The organism is Cryobacterium sp. GrIS_2_6 (genome assembly GCF_035984545.1).
GTDB lineage: Bacteria > Actinomycetota > Actinomycetes > Actinomycetales > Microbacteriaceae > Cryobacterium.
In genome coordinates this window covers 47223-68479 of the sequence record NZ_JAXCHP010000002.1, presented here as the reverse complement: position 1 = coordinate 68479, position 21257 = coordinate 47223, and the positions used below count along the sequence as shown (strand labels likewise).

Annotated in this window: 20 protein-coding genes and 5 pseudogenes; 9 read left to right on the top strand and 16 right to left on the bottom strand. The window is 62.3% G+C overall.

Annotation, left to right across the window (positions count from 1 at the left end):
• Positions 1 to 85 precede the first annotated feature (85 nt).
• The 4 genes and pseudogenes from RCH22_RS20805 to RCH22_RS20790 form a co-directional block, all read right to left on the bottom strand.
• Entirely contained in the window at positions 86 to 373 is a 288-nt protein-coding gene (locus RCH22_RS20805; protein ID WP_327015636.1) for an HU family DNA-binding protein, read from the bottom strand.
• A 497-nt stretch (positions 374 to 870) separates the two neighbouring features.
• Positions 871 to 993 (bottom strand): hypothetical protein, encoded by a 123-nt coding sequence (locus tag RCH22_RS20800; protein ID WP_327015635.1) that lies wholly within the window; start codon positions 991 to 993, stop codon positions 871 to 873.
• Between the two features lie 65 nt (positions 994 to 1058).
• Positions 1059 to 1190, bottom strand: a pseudogene (locus RCH22_RS20795) (IS630 family transposase); the annotation flags it as partial.
• Positions 1191 to 1220: 30 nt separating this feature from the next.
• Positions 1221 to 1640: a GtrA family protein gene (locus RCH22_RS20790; protein ID WP_327015634.1), complete on the bottom strand. Its 420-nt coding sequence runs from the start codon at positions 1638 to 1640 to the stop codon at positions 1221 to 1223.
• A 142-nt stretch (positions 1641 to 1782) separates the two neighbouring features.
• Here RCH22_RS20790 and istA point away from each other — a divergent pair, with 142 nt between their 5' ends.
• From istA to RCH22_RS20760, 6 genes and pseudogenes are all read left to right on the top strand, one after another.
• On the top strand, positions 1783 to 3390 hold the full coding sequence (gene istA / locus RCH22_RS20785) for an IS21 family transposase (RefSeq protein WP_327015633.1): 1608 nt from the start codon (positions 1783 to 1785) through the stop codon (positions 3388 to 3390).
• A complete protein-coding gene (locus RCH22_RS20780; RefSeq protein WP_327015632.1) occupies positions 3387 to 4157 on the top strand; it encodes an ATP-binding protein in 771 nt (256 codons plus the stop codon). The genes istA and RCH22_RS20780 overlap by 4 nt, the downstream gene beginning before the upstream one ends.
• 958 nt (positions 4158 to 5115) lie before the next feature.
• Positions 5116 to 6315, top strand: a complete 1200-nt coding sequence (locus RCH22_RS20775) for a hypothetical protein (RefSeq protein WP_327015631.1) — start codon at positions 5116 to 5118, stop codon at positions 6313 to 6315.
• Positions 6316 to 6343: 28 nt separating this feature from the next.
• Complete coding sequence (locus tag RCH22_RS20770) at positions 6344 to 6847, top strand: hypothetical protein (protein WP_327015630.1); 504 nt, start codon at positions 6344 to 6346, stop codon at positions 6845 to 6847.
• Positions 6848 to 7056, top strand: a pseudogene (locus tag RCH22_RS20765) (IS110 family transposase); the annotation flags it as partial.
• A 622-nt stretch (positions 7057 to 7678) separates the two neighbouring features.
• Positions 7679 to 8239 carry a recombinase family protein gene (locus RCH22_RS20760; RefSeq protein WP_327015683.1) on the top strand — a complete coding sequence of 187 codons (561 nt, stop codon included), beginning with the start codon at positions 7679 to 7681 and terminating at the stop codon, positions 8237 to 8239.
• An 11-nt stretch (positions 8240 to 8250) separates the two neighbouring features.
• On the opposite strand, the gene RCH22_RS20755 is transcribed toward RCH22_RS20760, so the two are convergent.
• Positions 8251 to 9276, bottom strand: a complete 1026-nt coding sequence (locus RCH22_RS20755) for a hypothetical protein (protein ID WP_327015629.1) — start codon at positions 9274 to 9276, stop codon at positions 8251 to 8253.
• 346 nt (positions 9277 to 9622) lie between these two features.
• Positions 9623 to 10597 (bottom strand): sigma-70 family RNA polymerase sigma factor, encoded by a 975-nt coding sequence (locus RCH22_RS20750; protein WP_327015628.1) that lies wholly within the window; start codon positions 10595 to 10597, stop codon positions 9623 to 9625.
• A 697-nt stretch (positions 10598 to 11294) separates the two neighbouring features.
• Here RCH22_RS20750 and RCH22_RS20745 point away from each other — a divergent pair.
• Positions 11295 to 12480 (top strand): annotated as a pseudogene (locus RCH22_RS20745) (IS256 family transposase); the annotation flags it as partial.
• 183 nt (positions 12481 to 12663) lie between these two features.
• Here the strand turns inward: RCH22_RS20745 and RCH22_RS20740 are convergent.
• From RCH22_RS20740 to RCH22_RS20720, 5 genes are all read right to left on the bottom strand, one after another.
• Positions 12664 to 13113, bottom strand: a complete 450-nt coding sequence (locus tag RCH22_RS20740) for a pyridoxamine 5'-phosphate oxidase family protein (protein ID WP_322140286.1) — start codon at positions 13111 to 13113, stop codon at positions 12664 to 12666.
• A gap of 3 nt (positions 13114 to 13116) precedes the next feature.
• Positions 13117 to 13827, bottom strand: coding sequence for a DUF554 domain-containing protein (locus tag RCH22_RS20735; RefSeq protein WP_323508365.1), 711 nt, complete (start codon positions 13825 to 13827; stop codon positions 13117 to 13119).
• A complete protein-coding gene (locus RCH22_RS20730; protein WP_323508364.1) occupies positions 13824 to 14405 on the bottom strand; it encodes a UbiX family flavin prenyltransferase in 582 nt (193 codons plus the stop codon). Before RCH22_RS20730 ends, RCH22_RS20735 begins: the two co-directional genes overlap by 4 nt.
• The gene (locus RCH22_RS20725) at positions 14406 to 15938 is read right to left on the bottom strand and encodes a UbiD family decarboxylase (RefSeq protein ID WP_323508363.1); all 1533 of its coding nucleotides are present in this window, start codon (positions 15936 to 15938) and stop codon (positions 14406 to 14408) included.
• Positions 15939 to 16043: 105 nt separating this feature from the next.
• A complete protein-coding gene (locus RCH22_RS20720; RefSeq protein ID WP_322140283.1) occupies positions 16044 to 16514 on the bottom strand; it encodes a MarR family transcriptional regulator in 471 nt (156 codons plus the stop codon).
• A 551-nt stretch (positions 16515 to 17065) separates the two neighbouring features.
• Here RCH22_RS20720 and RCH22_RS20715 point away from each other — a divergent pair.
• Positions 17066 to 17563 (top strand): annotated as a pseudogene (locus RCH22_RS20715) (transposase); the annotation flags it as partial.
• A gap of 241 nt (positions 17564 to 17804) precedes the next feature.
• Here RCH22_RS20715 and RCH22_RS20710 read toward each other — a convergent pair.
• The gene (locus RCH22_RS20710; protein WP_327015627.1) at positions 17805 to 18263 is read right to left on the bottom strand and encodes a MarR family transcriptional regulator; all 459 of its coding nucleotides are present in this window, start codon (positions 18261 to 18263) and stop codon (positions 17805 to 17807) included.
• Positions 18264 to 18420: 157 nt separating this feature from the next.
• On the opposite strand from RCH22_RS20710, the gene RCH22_RS20705 reads away from it, so the two are divergent.
• Positions 18421 to 19236: a bacteriorhodopsin-like gene (locus RCH22_RS20705; RefSeq protein WP_327015626.1), complete on the top strand. Its 816-nt coding sequence runs from the start codon at positions 18421 to 18423 to the stop codon at positions 19234 to 19236.
• 414 nt (positions 19237 to 19650) lie between these two features.
• Here the strand turns inward: RCH22_RS20705 and RCH22_RS20700 are convergent, their stop codons facing one another.
• From RCH22_RS20700 to RCH22_RS20685, 4 genes and pseudogenes are all read right to left on the bottom strand, one after another.
• Complete coding sequence (locus tag RCH22_RS20700; protein WP_327015625.1) at positions 19651 to 19842, bottom strand: hypothetical protein; 192 nt, start codon at positions 19840 to 19842, stop codon at positions 19651 to 19653.
• 258 nt (positions 19843 to 20100) lie between these two features.
• A pseudogene (locus tag RCH22_RS21275) lies at positions 20101 to 20520 on the bottom strand (DUF6671 family protein).
• 78 nt (positions 20521 to 20598) lie between these two features.
• A complete protein-coding gene (locus RCH22_RS20690; RefSeq protein ID WP_327015623.1) occupies positions 20599 to 20943 on the bottom strand; it encodes a hypothetical protein in 345 nt (114 codons plus the stop codon).
• On the bottom strand, positions 20940 to 21257 hold the full coding sequence (locus RCH22_RS20685; protein ID WP_198413719.1) for a transcriptional regulator: 318 nt from the start codon (positions 21255 to 21257) through the stop codon (positions 20940 to 20942). The genes RCH22_RS20690 and RCH22_RS20685 overlap by 4 nt, the downstream gene beginning before the upstream one ends.

Here is a 21257-nt window from a genome sequence, read left to right as displayed (position 1 = left end):
GTTCGCCGACGCCGGTACGCACAGGAGGGCGCCGGCCGAAGCCGACACCCTCCTCTGTCTGAAGCTGGTGGAACGGGTGGCGATGTTACTTGGCGGCGGCCTTCAGCTTGCTGCCGGCGGTCAGCTTGACGCGGTGGCCGGCGGCGATGGCGATTTCTTCGCCGTTCTGCGGGTTGCGGCCGGTGCGCGCCGCGGTGGCGGTGCGCTCGACGCCGAGCCAGCCCGGGATGGTGACCTTGCCGTCGCTCGCGACGGTTTCGGCGAGTGCGGCAAAGAAAGCGTTGAGCACGCTGTCGACGGCAACCTGGCTCTGGCCAGAGTCTGCGGCAACCTTGGCAACGAGCTCGGTCTTGTTCAGCGACTTGTCAGCCATTGAGTGTCCTCCTCGGACCTTCGCCTGTAAAAAACAGGTACACGGGTGATGCGGGCAATGCGGGCGGTGCCAGAGGCCGCATCCGTTGGTCGGTTGGACCGCGTTGAATCTAACAGAGGTTCGCGAACTTCAGCGTATTTCCGGCGTTTTTCGACGTCTTGGACGGTTCTTTGGGCTCCACATTCTCATTTGAGTATCCCGGCGGTCGGGTCGGGGAGGGTGCGCTGAGGTCACGGTGGGGGCAGACTGGGCGGCATGAGCGCAGAGAGCGGGGGAGCGATGAGTCCGAGCGAGTTCGTGGCGGCGCTGGTTGGCTACTGCGGGGCAGTTCCTCGCTGGCAGTGGCGCTCACACCGATAGTGGGGTGGCGATGTGATCGACGCGGCACTTCTGGCTGTGGCGGCCTCGGTGCCGGGCTCGATTGTTAGCGGCCATGCCAAACTGGGCGCCGCCCGGCCACCTTCGGCTTACCCACATCCCGTTGCAACAGCATCCAACTATCCCTGCAACCAACTGGCGAGCGAGAGCACGACGACAGTCAGGAAAGGGGGGGCGTCGCCCTCTTCCTTCCCCAATCCGCGCAGGATCAGGTCGAGGGTGCTGTCGAGACCCGGCTGCATCCTCGTCGGCAATCTCCGTCTCCGTCTCAGTCGATACGGGGCGGGCCGTGCACGCTCGATGCCAGCTAGTGTCCGGCGGCGGTAGTTCGTTGTAGAAGTCGGCTGAGGGATTCGGGGATCTGTTCTGCGGGCTTGGTCCAGATGAATGGCTTCGGATTCTCGTTCCATCCTTTGACCCATGTGCGGATGTCTGCTTCGGATGCAAAGGCGAGGGAGTAGATCGAGGTCTACGCGACGACGTCCGCGGATATGCTTTCTCCGAGGTTGCTGATTTGATCGGTCCTCTGGCTTCCGTAGACCCAGTAGTGATATAGAAGGAACCGTAGACCAGTAGATAGCCCCAGCCCCACAACGTTCTTAGCGATGTTGTCCGCGAGGAGGCTCTCAAAGCCCAGTGCATAGTGCGACACCCACAGGCACGCGAGGCTGACGAGTAGCCCCAGGACCGACACGACCACGAACTCAAAGAGTTCGAGCGCGATGTTCGACCTGCGTCGAGCTCGGAACGTCCAGTAACGGTTGCCAAACCAGGTCACGAGAGTCGCGATGCCGACGGAGATGATCGTGGCGCCGATAGGACCTTGCACATAGTGGCTCTGCCCGAGGGCTCCGAGTCGGAGAGCATTGAAGAGGCCAAGATCGACCACGTATCCGCAGATGGCGAGTCGCCCTATCGGGTAGCGGTGTTCCGGCGATGCGGTAGCAGGATTCCGGGGACAGGGTAGCGCTCGAAGCGGGTGTGCTGCTCTGCTGTGAAACGACAACACATGGGGTGTTGTCGTTTCACGTTTGGAGTACTGGTTCATGGCGGATTATCGAAAGATCCTGGTGCTGTTGCTGGAGGGGCGCAGCTATCGGGACGTGGTGGAGATCGCGGGGTGCTCTCACCGGGCCGTGGCCCGGGTGAGCCAGGAAATGCAGGCGCGCGGCATCACCGCGGCGGATTCGGTCAGCGACGCCGACCTAGCCGGGTGGTTCCCGGACGGGCGCCGGAAGGTGTCCGAGGAATATGACCAGCCCGACCTGTCTCGGGTGCTGGCGTCGATGAAAGCGAACCGGCACTTCACCTTGTTGTTGGCCTGGCGCCGCTATGTCGACACGAAGGACGTCGGGAAGAAGTATGGCTATTCGCAGTTCTGCGCCCTGTTCACCGACTACGTCCGCAGTCACGACCTAGTCGCGGTGCTGAACCACGAGCCGGGCCGGGCGATGCTGGTGGACTGGGCCGGCGACACTATCGAGCTGGTCGACGCGGTCACTGGCGAGGTCACGAGGGCGGTGCTGTTCGTCGCGGTGCTGCCGTTCTCCGGGCTGATGTTCTGCCGCGCGTTCATTGATATGAAGTCGCCGGCCTGGCTCGATGCCCACGTTCAGGCCTTCGCGTTCCTCGGAGGGGTGCCGCAGATCATCGTGCCGGACAACCCGACGACCGCGACGAACCGGTCCCACCCGGGAGATGCGGAGCGGGTGGTGAATGCCCGATATCAGCAGCTCGCTGACCACTACCAGTGCGCGATCGTTCCCGCCAGAGTGAAGAAGCCCCGGGACAAGGCGTCAGCCGAGAACGCGGTGAACGTCGTCAATAAACGTGTCATCGGCTATCTCGAGGACGATGTTTTCACGACTCTGGCCGAGTTGAACGACGCGATCGTCGAGCGGGTGCGGGAGATCAACCACGATATCCGCCGCGCTGACGGCTCGACCCGGTGGGAGAGGTTCGACGCTGAAGAGAGGAAGCTGTTGGGTGCGTTGCCGGACGCGGCATTCGAGGACGTCCAGTGGAAGGAGCTCAAGGCGGGCCGCAACTACCACGTCACCGCCGACACCCAACGGTATTCGGTGCCGTTCGCGTTGGCCGGCAAGCTGTTGCGGGTGCGGCTGACCGCTTCGACGGTGACGGTGTTCGACGGGAACGACATCATTTGCAAACACCCGCGGTTGACGGGCCGGAAAGGCCAGTACTCGACCCTGCCGGAGCATGTTCCGCCGCAGCACCGCAATATCGACGGGCTGTGGTCGAGGCGGTGGTTCACCGATCGGGCGCGTAGTTTCGGCCCGGCGACGGTCACGGTGATCGAGCAGATCCTCGACGCCCAGAGCATCGAGGCGCAAGGGTATCTGGCCTGCCAGAACATCCTCGACGGGCTCGGCAAGAACAACCGGCAACGGCTGGACGCCGCCTGCCAGGAGCTGCTGAACCGCCGTGCGCACCCCACCTACACGACGTTGAAACACCTCATGGCCACGATCGACAGCGACGCGAAGAAACCGAAGCCGCTGATCCCGGCAGCCTCGACCCGCAAGCGCGGCAGCACCGTCGTCTTCCGGGACTCCGGACCGGACGTCTATGTTCGCGATGCGTCCCACTACGAGATCGGCGAAGGGACCGGGCGATGACCTTCACGAGCATCGACTACGACAAGTTCCGGGCCCTGCGGGTCACCCATGTTGCGACCCGGCTGGAGGAACTCATCCAGGACGAGGCCAACGACACCCTCACCCCGGAGCAGCTGTTCCTCACCGCCGTCGACGACGCGTTGGAATCCCGGCGGGTGAACAAGGTCGAGCGGCTGATCCGCCAGGCACAGCTTCCGATTCCCGGAGCAACAGTCGCGGAAGTCGACTACCGCGACGGGCGCGGCATCACCCCGGTTCGGATGCGCCGTTATGCCGCCCATCAGTGGCGGGCGGATTCGACGAACCTGCTCATCATCTCGCCCAGCGGAGGCGGGAAAACCTACCTCGCCTGCGCGCTCGGGATCAGCGCCTGCCAGAGCGAGCACACCGTCGCCTACTTCCGGATGGACGACCTCGCCCGGCGGCTCGTCATCGCCCGCGGCAACGGGATCGCGCACCAGAAGCTGCTGAACGAGCTATCCAACATCGACCTACTCATCATCGATGACTTCCTCACCGTCGGCATCGACAGCGATGCCGCCAGCGACTTATTCGCCGTGCTGGCGAACCGGGAACACCGGTTGCCGACGATGATCGCCTCCCAGACCGGACCCGCGCACTGGGTCGCCGAACTGCCCGACCGGGTCGCGGCGGACTCCATCGTGAACCGCCTCGCGAACCACGCCCGGATCATCAACCTGGGCCAGATCGACATGCGCCGGCACCGCAACGAACAAACCCGCAGCCACGATACCTACTGGGAGTGACACCACAGCGGCCCGGGCAGACAGTCCGGGCCGCTACCACTTCCGCAGAAGAACGCTACCGGGTCGTCAGAACAGCGCTACCCGATGAGGCGACGCGCCACGCAGAGACCGACGACGCCGAATTTGAGCACGTACGTCAGAGTCGTATCCGCAAATCCTCTAACTAAGTCGACAATCCGCCCCATTGAATCGCTCCCCATCGCTGCAAATCTCCCCAAGAATGAAATCTTCTGAGAAGAATATCCTGACCAGATTGATAATCTTCCGGCAGCGCATGAGTGTTCTCGAAGCATTAGGCGATTTTCGAGCTGATGCGACGATGAAGGACCGAGCCGAGGGGCGCGGGAAATGACGCGGTAGGCGGCAGGTCGACGTCTTCAGGCTTCACTCGCGGGATAGTAGCCGCCATCCAACTTTGACAAGGATTTAAGGTCGCGGCTACGTACTGCGGGTCTGGATTCCCGGGTTGCCCCATTAACAAGATGACACGGCGGCCTGCGGCCTGCGGCCCGCCGCGAACCGCGACCATCTGACCACCCAGCCAAACGGCGCAACCGGATTAGGAACACCACCGGCAGCAAGGCCGGCCGCACCGCCATGCCCACCACCAGAAACCTCAGATCACGCCCGAGCGACCCCACTCACCCAAGCCCACCGGTGGATCGAGGCTTAGCAGTGGCCCGATCCGATGTTTGCGGCCATGCGTTCCCGCCGGCTGCCTCCGGATCTTCAGTGGCTGTACCTTCGAGTTGCCTCCGGGTATCGGGATCCTCTCAGTTGGTTCGCACCCTCGAATGGGGACGAGCGTCTTACTCGCGCCAATGCCAGACTGCGAGGAGCAAGTTGCCACGGACGGATCCCTTACTTCACTGGTTCCCCGTCTCGTCCCATCGGGGATAGTCGCGAGCAAGGAGAAGCAGTGAGCGTAAGGAAGATGCGCGTGCCTAGGGCAAGCGCAGTGGCCACTATCGCCATCGTGACGGCAATGATGTGCGGAGCATCTGGTGCGTTGGCCATCCCGCAAGACAATCCGGGCACCGTTACTAGCGTTGTTTCGGCCGGCACTAATGGAGCAGGGAAGGCCGCTGATGCTGTTCTCTCCTATGCGACTTCGGCATTGCCTGACGTTTTTGGAGGCGTGTCTCTGACCAACAACGGGAACTCGCTTGTCGTGCATTTGACGTCGATTGGTCCGGTTGCGAGGAGCGCGATCAACACCGTCGCAGCCTTGACGGGGGTTGTCCCGACCTTTGTTACAGCCCGGGCGAGCCTGACAAAGCTCAAGTCCACGATGGATGGAATCACTGCAGCTGCGGACAAATTGAGCGCCAGCGGCATCACGCTAGAGTCGTGGACCATTGATGGGCAGTCAGGTTTGATCGATGTGAATATCTTGAACGGGACGGCGGCACAGGACGCGTCCGTGGCGACCGAATTCGGCTCCTTGGTTCAGGTCGGGAACGTGGGTCAGTTGCCAATAGCGGCCGCCGACCGAGGCGCTGACTATTCTCCGTTCGATGGTGGCGACTGGGTAACCGACAACGCCGAGGACTGCAGCACCGGCGTGCCTGTCATCGCAGCCAGTGGATACTTCATGCTGACGGCCGCACACTGCTTTCCGGTGGGAGCGACGGTCTACAACCGCTCCGCGACGATTCCACGCGGTGATGGCGCCCAGATCGGGACCGTGACCAATATCGATGGCACTTCCAACGGGTTGGACGCAGAACTGGTGCACACGACAGCGAACTCAGGACTGATTTGGTTCGGCTACACGCTGAATCCGACGAGCACGGTGATCAGCACCAATCCCGGTGGATCGCCGGCTGGCGCCGTGGTCTGCAACGATGGTGCGTTCGAAGGTCAGGTGTGCGATACGACGGTCGCGCAGCAAGGCTGCGTCACGTTCGACGTTGGCCCGCGTTGCCACATTCTGGTCGCGACTGGCAGCAATGCTCAGGATGTCGGCCTGGGCGACAGCGGTGGTCCGGTCATCCGCAGCGGCACAAACCAGGTGGTTGGGACGGTGACGGGCCTGGGCGGGACCCAAGCGCGATGCGCGAACTGGTATCCACAGACCGTCAGAACGTGCGGGTCAACCCTTTACTACACTGACATCAACGCAGAAATGAACGAGTGGGGTTTGACCATCGGCTAGCGGAGTGCATGGCCAAGGAGGACCGGACATGAAGAAAACAACGAGGATCACGCTGATCTCCGGGATTGTGGTTGCTGTCGCGGCCGCAATCGCCGCGATTGGCATAGGTGTTCTTGGTGCAGGCCAGCCGGCGAACATGAGTCAGAATGGCTCTCCAGGAACAGAAGCGGTGAGCGGCGTATCGACCAGCACACCCCCGGCCGATGCCAGTTCGCCGTTGCCGACCGAGCCGGTAGCTGTTCCCTCGACCGCCACGGAATACGTGGCATCGTGGCGGCTCGAGGGCAGCAGTGGAAACACCCTCTACATCGTGATCGTCGGTCCAGGTAGCGGGTGCACGACGCTGGGCTACGTCCAGGTGTCCGAGACCACGACGACCGTCACTGTGACGCCGTACGTGATTTACGATCAGAAGCCGGGAGTGGTCTGCACGGCGGATCTGGCGTTAGAGAGAGGGACAATAACTCTGGCGGCGCCGCTGGGTGATCGCACTCTGATTCACGGTGCGACGACCGATCCGAGGCTGGGCTGATACCCAACATCAGGCAACGCCGTGGCGCTCACCGGTAAACGAACAGGGAACGGCTCGGCAACCGCTTGGTCAGACTGGCACCCCGGATGGGGCGCCGCGCCGCTGACGAGATCACCCGGGCACTGAGCGAGCAGATGGTCGTCACCGGCACCAACGCGAGCAGCATCGTGCTCCCGGGGCTCGCCGAACAACTTGCCGCACTCCGCCGTTAGCCGGACGAGATCGCTGTCGAGGTCGAACGGCTCGTGGAGGCTCACCCTCCCCGGTGGGCAGATGACCGGGCAGTTCTCGTGGCCGCCACCGGGAAATTCTGCTGGCCGCCTACGGGCAGTTCCTATTGGCCGTTGACATCCACGTACTCCGAGTCACGGACGTGGGTAATTCCCCCCAATGTCCGGCTCCACTTTGTGACGCCGTGCGGGTCCCTTTGTGACGTGGTGCGCGTTGTGGAGGTGCACCAGCCCGGCGGGGGCCCGAGCTGCCTGGGCATCCGCTGACTCGGGAGACCGCCGGCAGCCCATGGTCGAGATCGATGATGTTCCGGCGCGCCGTGTTGAGCCTTCGCGGCCTCCCGGCATTGTGGTTCTCTACCGATCCATTCTCGCTCGCTCGCACGCAGGTGGCCGTTGTGAATAGTAATTTTTGACCATGACGTGTATTTTCAAGCGCCGACCTCGGTTCTTGATTGGGGTGGGTCAATTTGGGGTACACCCCAACTAGACGTCAAGCGTACGCATTCAATGCCGTCAGGATAGGGTTATATTTGTATTGTCTGACAGCATTCATTGTCGGGTCTTAGAGTTCAACCTGACGGAAAGGGCCGGAGGCTTCATGACGGGTCAACGAGTTGGATACGTGCGAGTCAGCACCCTCGATCAGAACGCCGTCCGCCAGCTTGATGGTGTCGACGTCGATCGGGTATTCGAGGACAAGGCGTCGGGGAAGGACCTGAATCGCCCTGCGTTGGAGGAGTTGATCAAGTTCGTCCGGGATGGCGATACTGTTCTCGTGCACTCGATGGACCGCCTTGCCCGCAATTTGGAGGATCTCCGCTCGATCGTGCGCCGGCTCACGGCGAAGAAGGTCCGAGTCGAGTTCGTGAAAGAGCAGCTCTCGTTCACAGGGGAGGACAATGCGATGGCGAACTTGCTCCTGAACGTGATGGGTGCTTTTGCTGAGTTCGAGAGGTCTCTGATTCGCGAACGTCAACGTGAGGGTATTGCCCTGGCGAAGAGGCGTGGCGTATACCGAGGCCGCGCGCCATCTCTGGATGCGGCCCGGGCTGCGGAGTTGCGTGAGAAGGCGGCCGGCGGTGTGACGAAGGCTGCTCTCGCTCGAGACTTTGGTATCAGCCGTGAAACTGTTTACGCGTATCTCCGCGCTGAGGTTTGAAAGGCTCTCCGCTAACGGACGAGGCCGTTGGTGGTGGGGGTGGACGTGACATCATCTGTTGGAAGAAGTTCTGCGTGGTCTCGGGCGTATTTGCGTGCCCGGTATATCCGTCGACCGAACAGAGGGAAGAAAGCCAGCAGCGCGACGATGAGCGCGATAAGTAGCCCGATCGAAAAGTCTGATCGGGTTCCCGACACGAGGGACTGTGACTGCTGGATTCCGAGTCCGACATACAGCAGCGTGATGTAAGCGAGTTGGAAGGGAAAGACTATAGAAATCAGCACCGCGTATTTGGCCGCTGCGACCTGCTCGTCGTGATCGAGCTCTAGGTGCTTGCCGCGTAGCACTACCTTGCCCATCTTTCTCAATCTTCCAAGGTCCCGGCTGACGCTTTCGCGAAGACGGCGATTCAGTGGCAGGGCAACGAGTATGCAGGCAAGGGCCGCGGCGAAGAACGCAGATTCTGCCGCGAAGGACAGCTGTACGCCGATTTCCGAGATGGCGGAAGTGCTCCCACGGGCGAGAACGGTGAACAGCACGAGAGCGAGCACGAGTGTGGCTACAAAGGTGATGGCAACGATGGTGATCTTGCGCACGATCTCCCTTCGGCTGATCGGAACCCAGGGTCGTTCGACGAGGGGACGTGCTTCTTCGTGTCGGAGGAGCGTTTGTCCCACGAGCAGTGCGAGCGCGGTGAGCACGACCCCGGCTCCGATGAAGACGATCGGCAGCCAAGCAGGCGCGTGGGTGAGGAGCGCATAGAGAATGATCGCGACCGCTCCGAGTGCCTCGAGCCCGAGCACTATCCCGAACCACCATCTGAAATACCGTCGACTCTCGCCCGTTTTCTTCACATCCCAATATGACGTGATTGAACCCAGGATGAGCGGGCCGTAGATGAAGACACAGAGCGCACCGATCGCCAGTATCAGCAGGCCGCTTGAACCTGTTGGCGCTTGGACGAGGATCAGGAAGGTGCCGCCGATAATGAGGCCGGTTGCCACGAGCACCGACAAAATGTATGCGAGTACTTTCATGGTTGTACGCCTTTCGAGTCGGATCGTGATAATCACACTCAGCAGCCTCGTAGTCAACCCGAAAATGGGGCCGCTCGAAAAATGTTGAATTCCGCCAATTTCGCCAAACGAGCACCGTTGTCTATGTTTTGTACTTGGCCCACTTCACGCGCAGAAGGTTCTACCGCAGCAGCTCACACCTCTGGACTTGTCGGGGGGATCGGCCGCCGCTCAGTCGTGGGTTAGCCGTCGCTGTACGGAATCCTGTTGACCTGCCCATTCTGCCGGGGCCAGCAAACGCGCGCATGAAGGTGCGAAGTTCCTCACCGTGACCGAAACCGACCGGGGGTTGTCTTCCTTATCGGGTTTAGTCGTAGAGGTATTGTTCGAGTCGGGGTACGCGCAGGAGTGCGAGGGCGCGTTTTTCGATTTGTCTGACGCGTTCCCGGGTGACGCCCTGGACGGCTGCGACCTGTTCGAGGGTGTGCGGCTCGTCGCCGTCGAGTCCGAACCGGGCGGTCAAGATGGCCTGTTCCCGGGACGGCAGTCGGTGAAGGTGGAAGGAGATATCGGCCCGGCGCAGGGTCAGGGTCGCGTATTCCTCGGGTTCGGGCAGGTCGCCGTCTTGGATGAGTTCGGAGATGTCCCCGACACCATCACCGATCGGCATGTCCAAAGAGATGGGTTCGCGGTCGTAGCTGAGTAACCGGGACACGTCCTGGGCCGTGAGAAGAGTGGCAGCTGCCAGTTCCTGGATGGTTGGTTCCCGATCTAGGGAAATCATTAGGTCGCGGCGGATTAGCTTGATTTTGTTGAGCTTTTCCGCGGTGTGCACGGGGATGCGGATCATGCGGGACTTGTCGGCTATGCCGCGGTGGATTGCTTGGCGGATCCACCAGGTGGCGTAGGTGGAAAACTTGTAGCCGGTCGTGAAGTCGTACTTTTCTACCGCGCGGACGAGGCCGATGTTGCCGTCCTGGACGAGGTCCATGATCGGCACCCCGCGGCCGGAGTAGTGCTTGGCGATGCTGACGACGAGGCGCAAGTTGGCTTCGATGAAGTGGTTCTTCGCCCGGCCGCCGTCGTGGGCGAGCCAGGAGAGTTCCCGGGAGATTTCGGGGTCGTCGACCCCGTGCGAGAGTTTCTCTGCGGCGAAGAGTCCGACTTCGATGCGCCGGGCGAGGTTGACCTCGTCCTCGGCGCTGAGGAGCGGGCCCTTGCCGATGCGGCGCAGATAGTCACCGAAAGTATCTGTGGCCTCGCGCGTATAGCGCCCGGCGACCGCCGGGCGAACAAGCGAGACTGGGGAGGTGGTCGTCGGGGCTTGGGTTTCGGCGCTCATTTCGTTGCCGCCCCGGCGATACTCTCCACCGCTCGGGCCAGGGTGGACATGGCACGGCATTCTAGAGGCCTGATGAGATTCGTTGCCTCGAAGGTATCTCCGACGTGTTGAATGTAGCCGAGGATATCGGAGGCTGGCTCATCCCCGTCTCGCTGACCTCGTACTTGCCAGGTCGTCGCGGAAACGGCGACTAAGCTAACGCTGTCGGGCTGACGTGAAGCTAGGACATGTTCGGGCATGAACGCCTCCAAATCACAATGGGAGGTTCAGTACACATGCTGAAAAGAGAACTCTCAAGAGGGTTGACGCACCCCTGCGCACCCCTGTATAGGGGCGTCCAACCGTCGCTGCGTCAAGTCGCGATGAGTTGGAAAGAAGCCCCTCGTTGGTCAGCCGTGAGGTCGTCTGGGACCGACGGCCGCGGCAAAAACGACATGCTCCTCGAACGGTGCAGGTCCTACGAACCTGCTGACACTTGGGCGATGAAAGCGTACCGACGCACGGTTTCGGATGGAGTGTTGAGACGTTGATGCATGCAGGGTCGTGATGATGTTCAGCGTCAGTTGTTTGATACTGGGGCGTTCGCGAAATTCGCACGCAGAAGAAAGCTACTGATGGAGAGAGCCTGCACTCACGAGGCGGCCACCGCGTGATTCTTGGAAAGATCGATCAAGTCTTTTCCGAAGGAGTACACGCGATGACCGCACCTCATTTTATTGACCCTGCCCGTTTCCTGTCCGAACAACTCGAGCAAGCCTCGCCGGACCTGATGCGGCAGATGCTGACCACCTTCATCAACGCGCTGATGAGTGCCGAGGCCGAGGCCGTCTGCGGCGCCGAATACGGCCAGATCTCCGCCGACCGAGTCAACTCCCGCAACGGCTACCGGCACCGGGACTTCGATACCCGCACCGGCACCCTCGATGTCGCGATCCCGAAGTTGCGCACCGGCACCTACTTCCCGGACTGGCTCCTCGAACGTCGTCGCCGCGCCGAGGCCGCCCTGACCAGCGTCGTGGCGACCTGCTACCTCCTCGGGGTGTCGACCAGGCGGATGGAGAAGCTAGTCGAGTCCCTCGGTATCACTCGTCTCTCCAAGTCGCAGGTGTCGATCATGGCCAAGGACCTCGACGAGCAGGTCGAGCAGTTCCGCACCCGCCCCCTCGACGCCGGCCCCTACACGTTCGTCGCCGCCGATGCCCTGGTGCTGAAGGTCCGCGAGGGCGGCCGTGTCGCCAACATCCACGCGCTCCTCGCGACGGGCGTGAACAAGGACGGGCACCGCGAGATCCTGGGTTTGCAGGTCACCAGCGCCGAAGACGGTGCCGGCTGGCTCGGTTTCTTCCGCGACCTGACCGCCCGCGGCCTGACTGGGGTGAAGCTCGTCACCAGCGACGCCCATGCCGGCCTCGTCGCCGCAATCGGGGCCACCCTGCCCGGCGCCACCTGGCAGCGCTGTCGCACCCACTACGCCGCGAATCTGATGTCCGCGACCCCGAAATCCAGCTGGCCGTGGGTGAAGACCCTGCTCCACTTGCGTCTACGACCAGCCCGACAAGGACGCCGTGCACGCCCAGTTCGACCGGGTCCTGAACGCGCTCGAGGAGAAGCTCCCCGCGGTCGCCACTCACCTCGAGAGAGCCCGGGCCGACGTGCTCGCGTTCACCGGGTTCCCGAAGGAGATCTGGCGTCAGCTCTGGTCCAACAACCCACAGGAACGCCTCAATCGAGAGATCCGCCGCCGCACCGACGTCGTGGGCATCTTCCCCGATCGTGGCTCCCTGATCCGGCTCGTCGGAGCGGTTCTGGCCGAACAACACGACGAATGGATCGAAGGCCGCCGCTACCTCGGCCTCGACGTCCTCAGCCGCTCACGCCTCACCCTCATCCCGACCGAGAAGGAGGAGCAAACAACCGAACTCAGCGCCCTCAGCGCCTGGAAATCCAAGAATCACGCGGAAAACTCGTTACACCACACATTTGGACTTGACCTGCAACACGCCCATCAGGGCCGGGGTTACACCACGCTATTGGACGCAACCGGCCACGCGCGGCGGCGCGACCCTCTAGTCGAGCTGGGGCCACTCTTCTTTGTGACTGAATCCCCTTGAGTTGTCGACCATTTTTAAGTAGGTCGGTGCCAGTGCCCACAGCGCGACGTTCACAATAATAGGCACCGGGGATATCGCGGCGAACAGTTTTCGCCCCCGGTCGGCCTCCGCGCCAGCAAGCAGAGTCGACGTTCCGCGCAGTTGAATGCCCTGAAGCTTCGTGACGTCTTTTTCTTGGGTGGAAATGGTCGCGGCGACGGTGGGATTGGCCAGCATCAGGCGCCCATGGGCCGTGTTCGGGCTCGTGACAAACAGCAGCCTCCGCCCGGGCAGGTCAAACGAGTAGAACACATTCGCCGCCCACACCGAATTTTCGGCGCTGGCGGCGAGCGACACCACGTGGTGGCTGGCGATATACCGGTCGATCGCCGCGGTGAACGCGGGCGATGTGGTTCTGGCGGCCATGGTTTAGAAGACCAAAGACCAGAGCGTGGTCACCGGAATAACGAAGATCAGCGCCGGCAGCATATTCGCGATCGGGAAATTTTTCAGGCCGCAGATTCGGAAACCGGTTGCGAGCATCAGAACTCCACCCACGGCGGAGAAGTTGGCCTCTGCGCCACCGCTCATCAGGGGCTCAATGAACACGGCGCCGAGCTCAATCAGAACCATGATGACGATCTGTGGCACCGCGACCACTCCGACCGCGTAGCCCAAGGTGGTGGCAAAGATTGCAGAAGTCAGAAGGTCGAGCGCGGCCTTGGCGATCAGAATCGACGGGTCGCCGGTCATGCTTTCGTGCAGAGCGCCAAAGATTCCGGTTCCGCTCGCACAGAAGAGCACCACGATGGCCACGTACTTCTCGAGGAATTCTTCATGGGTGATGTTGCCGGGTATCGGCACAACCCGTCCGATGAAGCGGTTTAGCGCCGATGCGGCCACGCCGATGCCCTTCTCGACGTAGGCCAGCTCCCCTACCACGCAGCCGAGGAGAACCGAGATAACCATCACGCCGATGGTATTGACCTTGACGATCATCACCACGCCCATGGCCATCGAAGCGACACCGAAGATTGCAGGCAGGCCGACTTTCAGTCGTGTGGGCATACGACCGCCGAGGGCCGCACCTCCAAAGCCGCCGACCAGCACGGCTACGGAGTTGATAATGGCGCCTATCATTGGACCTTCTTTGATTCGGCTCCCCAGCGGGGGAAGGTATCGATGTGGATGCCAAACAGGTCGAGAACCCGACCTACGGTCTGGTCAACGATGTCGATCGACGACGTCGGTCTGATGTAAAAGGCGGGGACCGGCGGGAAGATGATCCCGCCGGCCTCGGTCACAGCCGTCATGTTGCGCAGGTGCACCAGTGACAATGGGGTTTCCCGCGCGAGTAGCACCAGGCGGCGACGTTCCTTGAGGATGACGTCGGCCGCCCGCGAGACCAGCGATGCGCTGACGCCGGTGGCTATCTCGGCCAGAGTGCGCATCGAGCAGGGTGCTATGACCATGCCGTCAGTGACGAAAGAACCCGAGGAGATCGACGCTGCGATGTCGGAGGGCTTGTGCACAAAATCGGCAAGGCCCTCCAACTCGTGTTTGGATAGCACCGTTTCGTACTCCCGGGTGATCTGCCCGGAAGGTGATATCACGAGATGGGTTTCGACGTCCTGTCCGCGCAGCACGTCAAGCATCCGAACGCCATAGGCGATTCCGCTGGCACCGGTGATGCCGACAATCAGGCGCTTGCGCGCCACCTAGTCCTCGTACTCGGGGAAGTGAAGGCTCGGAGCCCATGGCCGGGGGTCGACTTCCTTGAACTGGGCGCGGGCGAAAACATCCTTCATGTGGAACGGTGCGGTCGCGTCAAAGATCGTCTTTGCGGTCACGCCCTTCACGGGAAGGCGCGGGTCGTAGTCCGGCTGCTGGCTAGGGTCAAGCACGTGCCCCATCACACCGGGAACCACGATGAGGTCGAGGTCGCCCTGCATCCGGGTGGTCATCGCCCACAGCACGTCGTCGGAGTCGAACGGGTCAACGTCTTCGTCCACGAGGATGACGTTCTTCAGCTCGCTGTAGGTGGCCAGGGCCACCAGAGCGGCCTGGCGGGCACGGCCGTCATCGAACGCCTTGGACTTGTTCACCTGCACAACCGCGAGCAACTTGCCGCCGCCGGCGGTATGTGCGTAGACCTGCGAGACGAAGCCCGGCAGGGCCGCGTCCAACGCGCGAAGGATCGAGGCCTCGGTCGGGATTCCGGCCAGCGAGGTATGCTCCTCGCCCGGGCCGACGAGAGTCTCAAGGATCGGGTGCATCCGGGTGGTCACCGCCGTGACCTTGAAGATCGGCAGCGCGGTGTTGGCCGGGCCGTTGTAGCCGGGAAACTCGGGCATGGCGTGCCCAGTGTCCGAGTGCAGGTCCTCGCGCATACGCACGTTCGGCAATAGCTCGCCCTCGATGACGATCTCAGCGCGCGCGATGGAGTGCTGGTTCACGGTAATGGCCTTGACCAGCTCGACGGGCGAGTGGCGCAGCCCGCCAGCGACCTGCAACTCGTCGTAACCGAACGGTGTGGTCGGCGCCTCGAAACAGGCTCCGATGTAGACGGCGGGGTCGAGACCCATGTTGATGGTTATCGGAAGAGCCTCGCCCTTGGCCTCGGCCTTGAGCCGGAACGCGTCGATGTGGCGGCCCGGCGCGAAGAAGATCGACAGCTCGTCCTTGCCCTGCACTGCGATACGGTGAATAGTGACGTCGGAATGGCCATTTTCGGGGTCGGTGCCCAGCAGCAATCCCATACAGAAGTACGGTGCGGCGTCTTCCGGCGTGTTCGTCGGGGCCGGCAGCAGTGTACGGATGTCGAAGCCGGGGTCGGAGGCGAGGTAGATCTTCTCCTGCACAGGTGCATTGTTCTTGCCCACAACGACGGGTGCGAGCGCCGCGTTGAAAGCGGCGGCCACAACCTGGTTCACTGTCTTCGGGGTGGCGCCGAGCAGGGTCGCGACGCGGCTTCGATCGGCGAGCACACCCACCACAACACGCACGTCATCGAAGCCGGTGATTTTGTTGAACTGCATCGCGGGGCCACGACGAGTGGGCCGCATCACCGTTCCACCAGCGCCGACGTGCTTGTACACGCCCGCCAGTTCGGCGTTCGGGTCGACCGGATGATCGGTCTGGATGAAGTTCTTCGGATCATCGGCGATGAGGGCGAGGGCCGACCTGAGGTCGTTAACCTGTCCCTGCGGCGCCTGGGCTATCGTCGGTTCCGCGCTGTTGATAAGCGCCATGAGGATCCTCCTACGGATTCACGAGCCCTACTAGGCCCAGACACCAGCGTAATCCTTAACTAGTTAAGTATTTTACCCCCGGTGTAAGCCACCCGGCTCATGGATTCAGCCCGGCTTGTGAGCGAGCAGACGCTGCAGCAACCGGATGAGCTGGCGCTGGTCAGCTTCTGCCAGCCCACCCAAGCTCGCTGCCTCGGCAGCGAAAAACTCGTCGAGCACCCCGTCCAGCACGGCGCGCCCATCGTCAGTCAGCGCAAGCTGGTACTGGCGGGCGTCCTTCGGATCCACGCTGCGCGTGACCAACCCCATCTCATGCAAACGCCCGAGGCGCTTCTTCATTCCCGCCTGCGTCACGAACATCTGGCCAGCAAGCTGTGCCTGCGTAACAAACGTGTCACCATCGGCGCGATAAAGCGCCGCGAGGATATCGAAAATCTCCCGTGACAAGCCATGGGCGGCCAACACAACATCCGCACCGGAACGAAGGTGCATGGCGGTGCTTCTCACCAAGGCGATGAGCTCGACCTGCTGGGAATCATGCCCCCGCCGTTCCCACTGAGCGGCGAGTTCGTGCACGGCGCGAGAGGAATGAGCGTCTCCGTCTGCACTAAATTGTGTCTCAGGCGAAGCCATGCGGACAGGCTACCACCCAGCCCGACTCCGCTGTGAGCGCCGCGACACCAGCAGTTCCCGGCGTCGTCGCGGCAGAAACGCACTCCCGACGAGGGCACTCCCACGTCTTTGCTGTAAAAACCTACTCGTCGCGGTAGTTGTTTCTACTGGAGCCAGCGGCGACCAGACACGCGCCCCGGGCGGAACGTGGAGGAATAGAGGTGCGGCCGCGGTCACGTCCCGGTGAGTGGTGTGGTTTCCCGCTCTTGAGCGTTGCTTCGTCAACAGGAAGAGCCACCGTGGGATGGTCAGTGAGAACCGATCAAAGAACTCACGAAGGACACCACACGATGGCTCTAGACCAGTCTGCCCTGCTCAACCTGCTGGGAGAACTCAAACTCACCGATGTCACCGACCGTATCCGCGTCGCGACGGAAACTCTCTATCAAGAATTGATCGATGCGGAAGCGACCGCGTTCATCGGCGCCGCCCCCTTCGAGCGCTCGGGCGCTGGCTGGCAGCGCTGCCGGGTGCACTTCATGCGTAATGTCCTGGCCGTGATGCCGAAAGGGTCCCAGGACATGGTCGCCTCGATCATCCGCACCATCTTCGCCCAGCCCGACCGTGAGCACATCGAGAAGCAGTTCCGTAAGGTCGCCACAATGCTCGCCCGGTCCCACCCGAAAGTCACCGCGATGCTCGTCGACGCGCAACCCGACCTGCTCGCTTTCGCCGCGTTCTCCAGGCGACACTGGCGACAGATCTGGTCCACAAACCCGCTGGAACGGGTGAACAAAGAGATCAAACGCCGCACCGACGTCGTCGGCGTGTTCCCCAACGCCGCCGCCCTGTTGTACCTGGCCGGGTCGGTTCTGACCGAGCAGCACGACGAGTGGGAAGCCGGCGAACGCCGCTACTTCTCTGAAGCATCCATGCTCGAGCTGGCCACCATGAACAACCCCATCGAGGTCATCGACGAGGCAGTGATCCTCCCCGAACTCGCCGCCGCCTAAGCTAGAACAACTGACCCGCACGGTGTTGAGAAACTCCACCACTCAGCGGGACGTGACCTCGGAAACCACCCACGGTTACGTCAGGAGAGCCGCATTTCTGGTCAGTTCGGCATGACCAATAACAGCGTATTCCGGTCGACAGGATGTCCGGAGAGGAGACGGTGTAAGCGCTCGGCAGACCTAGTTGTGCCCGTTGTTCAGCTTGCCGTTTTTGACAAAGAGCGAGTAGCCGTTCTGCGCGTCAGGGGCGCGCGGACCGAGTGCGCACCTGGGCTGCGACCGACGTGAGCGCCTCGGTGAAGGCGGTGAGCTGCATAGCAGTGAGGCTGGTGGTGCAGGCGGCGAGCATCTCAGAGAAATCTCGGTGGATGCCGCTCATCACGTCGTGCCCATGCTGGGTCAGTTCAAGATAAAGGCTGCGGCGGTCGCCGGGATGGGCGACCCGGTGCAACAGGTTCGCGTCGACTAACCGGCGGGCGATGGCTGTGATAGCACCGTTGGTCATACCCAGGTGGTGGGCCAGGTCCTTGGGCGGGATGCTCATCGACCGACCCACCCTGAACAGCGCACCCAACTCGGTGGCGCTCACACCGGAATCTTGCGCGATGCGCTGGCGGTTGGCATCGAGGGCGCTCACAAACAGCGTAGCCGCCGCCGGAAAACCGGTGAGGGTGTGCGCGAGTGGTGCGGGTTGGGCCATGTCTCCTCCGGTCGGCCCGGAGCGAGTCGTGTCACTCACGGTGGGTGGAACGTACTCTATCGAATCCTTCCCAAACAAGCTCATAATGTAGTTTAAAGTTTAGGTAACTTACTCAGTAAGACATATCAGGTACTGACAAACCCCGATGGAGTAGCTCATGATTCCCGACATTCTCTCGCTTGGTCAATACGACACCGTCTACAACTTTCTTTCGCTGGTGATCGCCGCGCAACTGTTCACGGCGGTGTACCTCCTGATCGCGCTGCCGCGCATCCTGCCTCGGTACCGGCAGGCAATCACAGTCGCCATCGTGGTCTGCGGTATCGCCGCGTACCACTACTTCCGCATCTTCGATTCGTTCAAGGCGGCATTCGTGACCGACGCCGTGGGTGGCCGAGGCGACTACGCTCAGGCCGCCGGGGCGGGATTCAATGAGGGCTACCGTTACGTGGACTGGCTCCTCACCGTGCCCTTGCTGCTGGTCGAGCTCATCGCCGTGCTCGCGCTGGCCCGGTCGGTGCAGCGGGGTCTTCTCGTGCGGCTCGTTCCGGCTGCCGCGCTCATGATCATCCTCGGCTACCCCGGCGAGATCAGTGGCGACAACGGTCTCCGTGGCCTGTTCGGATTGCTGTCAACCGTCCCGTTCGCCTACATTCTCTATGTCTTGTTCGTGCAGCTGAGTAAGTCGCTGAACCAGCAGCCCGTGGGCGTGCGACGCATCCTGAGCCAGCTGCGCTTCTTGCTGTTGCTGAGCTGGGGCGTCTATCCGATCGCCTATCTGTTGCCGCTGCTGAGCATCGCCGGTCCTGATGCCTGGGTCTACAAACAGGTCGGCTACTCGATCGCCGATATCCTGGCCAAGGCCGTCTATGCGCTGATCATCTTCCAGGTAGCGCGCATCAAGTCTTTCGACGACGACCCCACGTTCGCCGACATCGAGCGCTCCCGCGACGGGGCGCCGGCGCGCACCTGACCCTGAGGTAGGCGTCACGTTGCGGCGCGCGGGTAGACGGGGCGGCCCCGGGGCACGAGGCCGTGAGTGCTGCCGCGGCAGCATTGTGCTGCAGGATCTATTCGAGAAGGCTAAGCGGAAGCCGGCGCAGCGCTGCGCGTCGGTCTGCACCTATCAAGTCTGCGTCGATCAGCCCACCGATGAGGGCACCCATGAAAGTGTCGCCGGCAATGACGGTGTCGACCACCGTCTTCAGGCGCACACACACCTGTCCTGAGAGCTGAGCGCGAACGCTCTCTCCTCGCCCTGGGTGACCACCACAACGGCCGGCCCGGCGGCCAGACAGAACACTACCGTCTCGGCGAGATCACGATCGGGGTGCACCCAGAACAGGTCTTCGTCGCTGACCTTCGCGACGTCGGCGAGGCGCGTAAACTACGCCGCCCTCGACTGGGCGGCCACAGAGTCATGGATCAGCGCCGGCCGGATGTTCAGATCAAACGTGATGGTGGCCGCCGCGCGGCTGGTTTCCAGCAGGCGTGCCACGTTAGACGCGCCCGGCTCGAGCGCCGTCGCGACCGACCCGAGGTGCAGCTCGTCGGCGGCGCCCGCCAGCTCAGTGTCCACGGCCGGGCTTCAGATGCCGCCCACCTCGCCGGCCGCCTGACGCTGGGCGAGAGCTCGGAGACGTCGTAGCAGAACAGCAGGACCGGCATGGATGAAGCTGGATAGATCATGTGCACTGCATTCTGGATTCGGCTGTTGGTGGCTATCAGGTGACGGCCGGGCTACGTAATGGCCTCAGCAAGAATGCATCTGGGAACTTGGAAGAAGTATTTATCGATCGCCGCCGGCATGGAGTACGTTATCGGTTGGGCTGCCAGCTTAAGGGTTACAGTAATCGCACCATTTTGGATCTGTGCGAGCGTGATTTCGTGGGGTCCGGGTTCGGTAACTGCACCGGCCGCAGCCGTGGATATCGGCTGCGATGGTCTGGGTTGCCGATCCGTAGAAGGAGCAAGGCGCGCCGCGTTCGACGTTGATGTGGCCAAACCCGGGCGCCCGGCAGTGCGGACACTCTGTTGCAAGTCGCTGGGCCATTTTTTCTCAGAGCGTCCGGATGGCTGCGGCGCGGGACGGTGCCTTGTGGGCGCGGTAGTCCGGAAGTATCACGATGGAGTGGTGCTGTTTCAGAAGAGCTTCAGTGGTGCCGCCGAGGACCTCGAGTTGGGTGATATTTTTGTGGGCGGTCGTGTGGTTGTTTTGGGTGCTCTGCAGGATCACTCCTTGGCCCGGGAAGCCGATGGCTGACGCGAACGTGAGGGCTTCGCGGGCGCTGGCGATGCGTCGTCCTCCGGCTACTGGCGAGGTGGTGACGCTGCCTTAGACAATTTCCAGGCCCAGGGTGTTGTCAATGAATACGAGAAGTTCAATGTTCTCCACGATCAGTCCGAATCCGGAGGTGAAGGTGCCTTCGGAGGCGAGGCCGAGGCCGGTTCCGGCGATCTGCATGCCGAGTTGGGCTTTCGCACGGGCTGAGTCGCGCGGGCTGAGGGGTCGGGGGATGTCGCCGGCGAATGTTCCAAATTGGTCGGTGTCGATGCCCGTCGCCGCGGTGCCGGTCGCACCCAGTAAGTTCTGGAATGCGTCGTGGGCGAGCAATTCTTTGCCGTGCATCGTGGCGAAGGTGATCGCGCGTCCAATGTAGGCCGTGCGGGGTCGGGTCATTGGAAGTAGTCGGGCCTGGAGACGTAGGTGTCGGAGACGAACATGACACCACTGGAGGTGCTGAGAAGTTCCTGGACGGCGTCGATCAGCTCGCCGGCGTTGTCGGGCGGTAGGACGGTGATGAGCATGGTGAGGGTGTCGTATTCGTTGAAGAGCAAAGCCCCGGAGTGCTGGCCATGGTGTCCGATTCCGGACACCCCTGACACGGACGTGTAGCCGGTGGCTCCGGCGGATGTGATCAGTTCGCGGATTGCGGGGGCGTCGCGGGCGGGCACGACAACCTCAAGCCGGGTCATATGAGTCAAGTTGTTCAT

Bases quoted from the DNA above. Each gene is read 5' to 3' on its own strand.
- RCH22_RS20805 (WP_327015636.1), bottom strand. From the start codon at position 373: ATGGCTGACAAGTCGCTGAACAAGACCGAGCTCGTTGCCAAGGTTGCC.
- RCH22_RS20800 (WP_327015635.1), bottom strand. From the start codon at position 993: ATGCAGCCGGGTCTCGACAGCACCCTCGACCTGATCCTGCGCGGATTG.
- RCH22_RS20780 (WP_327015632.1), top strand. From the start codon at position 3,387: ATGACCTTCACGAGCATCGACTACGACAAGTTCCGGGCCCTGCGGGTC.
- RCH22_RS20770 (WP_327015630.1), top strand. From the start codon at position 6,344: ATGAAGAAAACAACGAGGATCACGCTGATCTCCGGGATTGTGGTTGCT.
- RCH22_RS20760 (WP_327015683.1), top strand. From the start codon at position 7,679: ATGACGGGTCAACGAGTTGGATACGTGCGAGTCAGCACCCTCGATCAG.
- RCH22_RS20755 (WP_327015629.1), bottom strand. From the start codon at position 9,276: ATGAAAGTACTCGCATACATTTTGTCGGTGCTCGTGGCAACCGGCCTC.
- RCH22_RS20750 (WP_327015628.1), bottom strand. From the start codon at position 10,597: ATGAGCGCCGAAACCCAAGCCCCGACGACCACCTCCCCAGTCTCGCTT.
- RCH22_RS20740 (WP_322140286.1), bottom strand. From the start codon at position 13,113: ATGGCCGCCAGAACCACATCGCCCGCGTTCACCGCGGCGATCGACCGG.
- RCH22_RS20735 (WP_323508365.1), bottom strand. From the start codon at position 13,827: ATGATAGGCGCCATTATCAACTCCGTAGCCGTGCTGGTCGGCGGCTTT.
- RCH22_RS20725 (WP_323508363.1), bottom strand. From the start codon at position 15,938: ATGGCGCTTATCAACAGCGCGGAACCGACGATAGCCCAGGCGCCGCAG.
- RCH22_RS20710 (WP_327015627.1), bottom strand. From the start codon at position 18,263: ATGGCCCAACCCGCACCACTCGCGCACACCCTCACCGGTTTTCCGGCG.
- RCH22_RS20705 (WP_327015626.1), top strand. From the start codon at position 18,421: ATGATTCCCGACATTCTCTCGCTTGGTCAATACGACACCGTCTACAAC.
- RCH22_RS20690 (WP_327015623.1), bottom strand. From the start codon at position 20,943: ATGACCCGACCCCGCACGGCCTACATTGGACGCGCGATCACCTTCGCC.
- RCH22_RS20685 (WP_198413719.1), bottom strand. From the start codon at position 21,257: ATGAACAACTTGACTCATATGACCCGGCTTGAGGTTGTCGTGCCCGCC.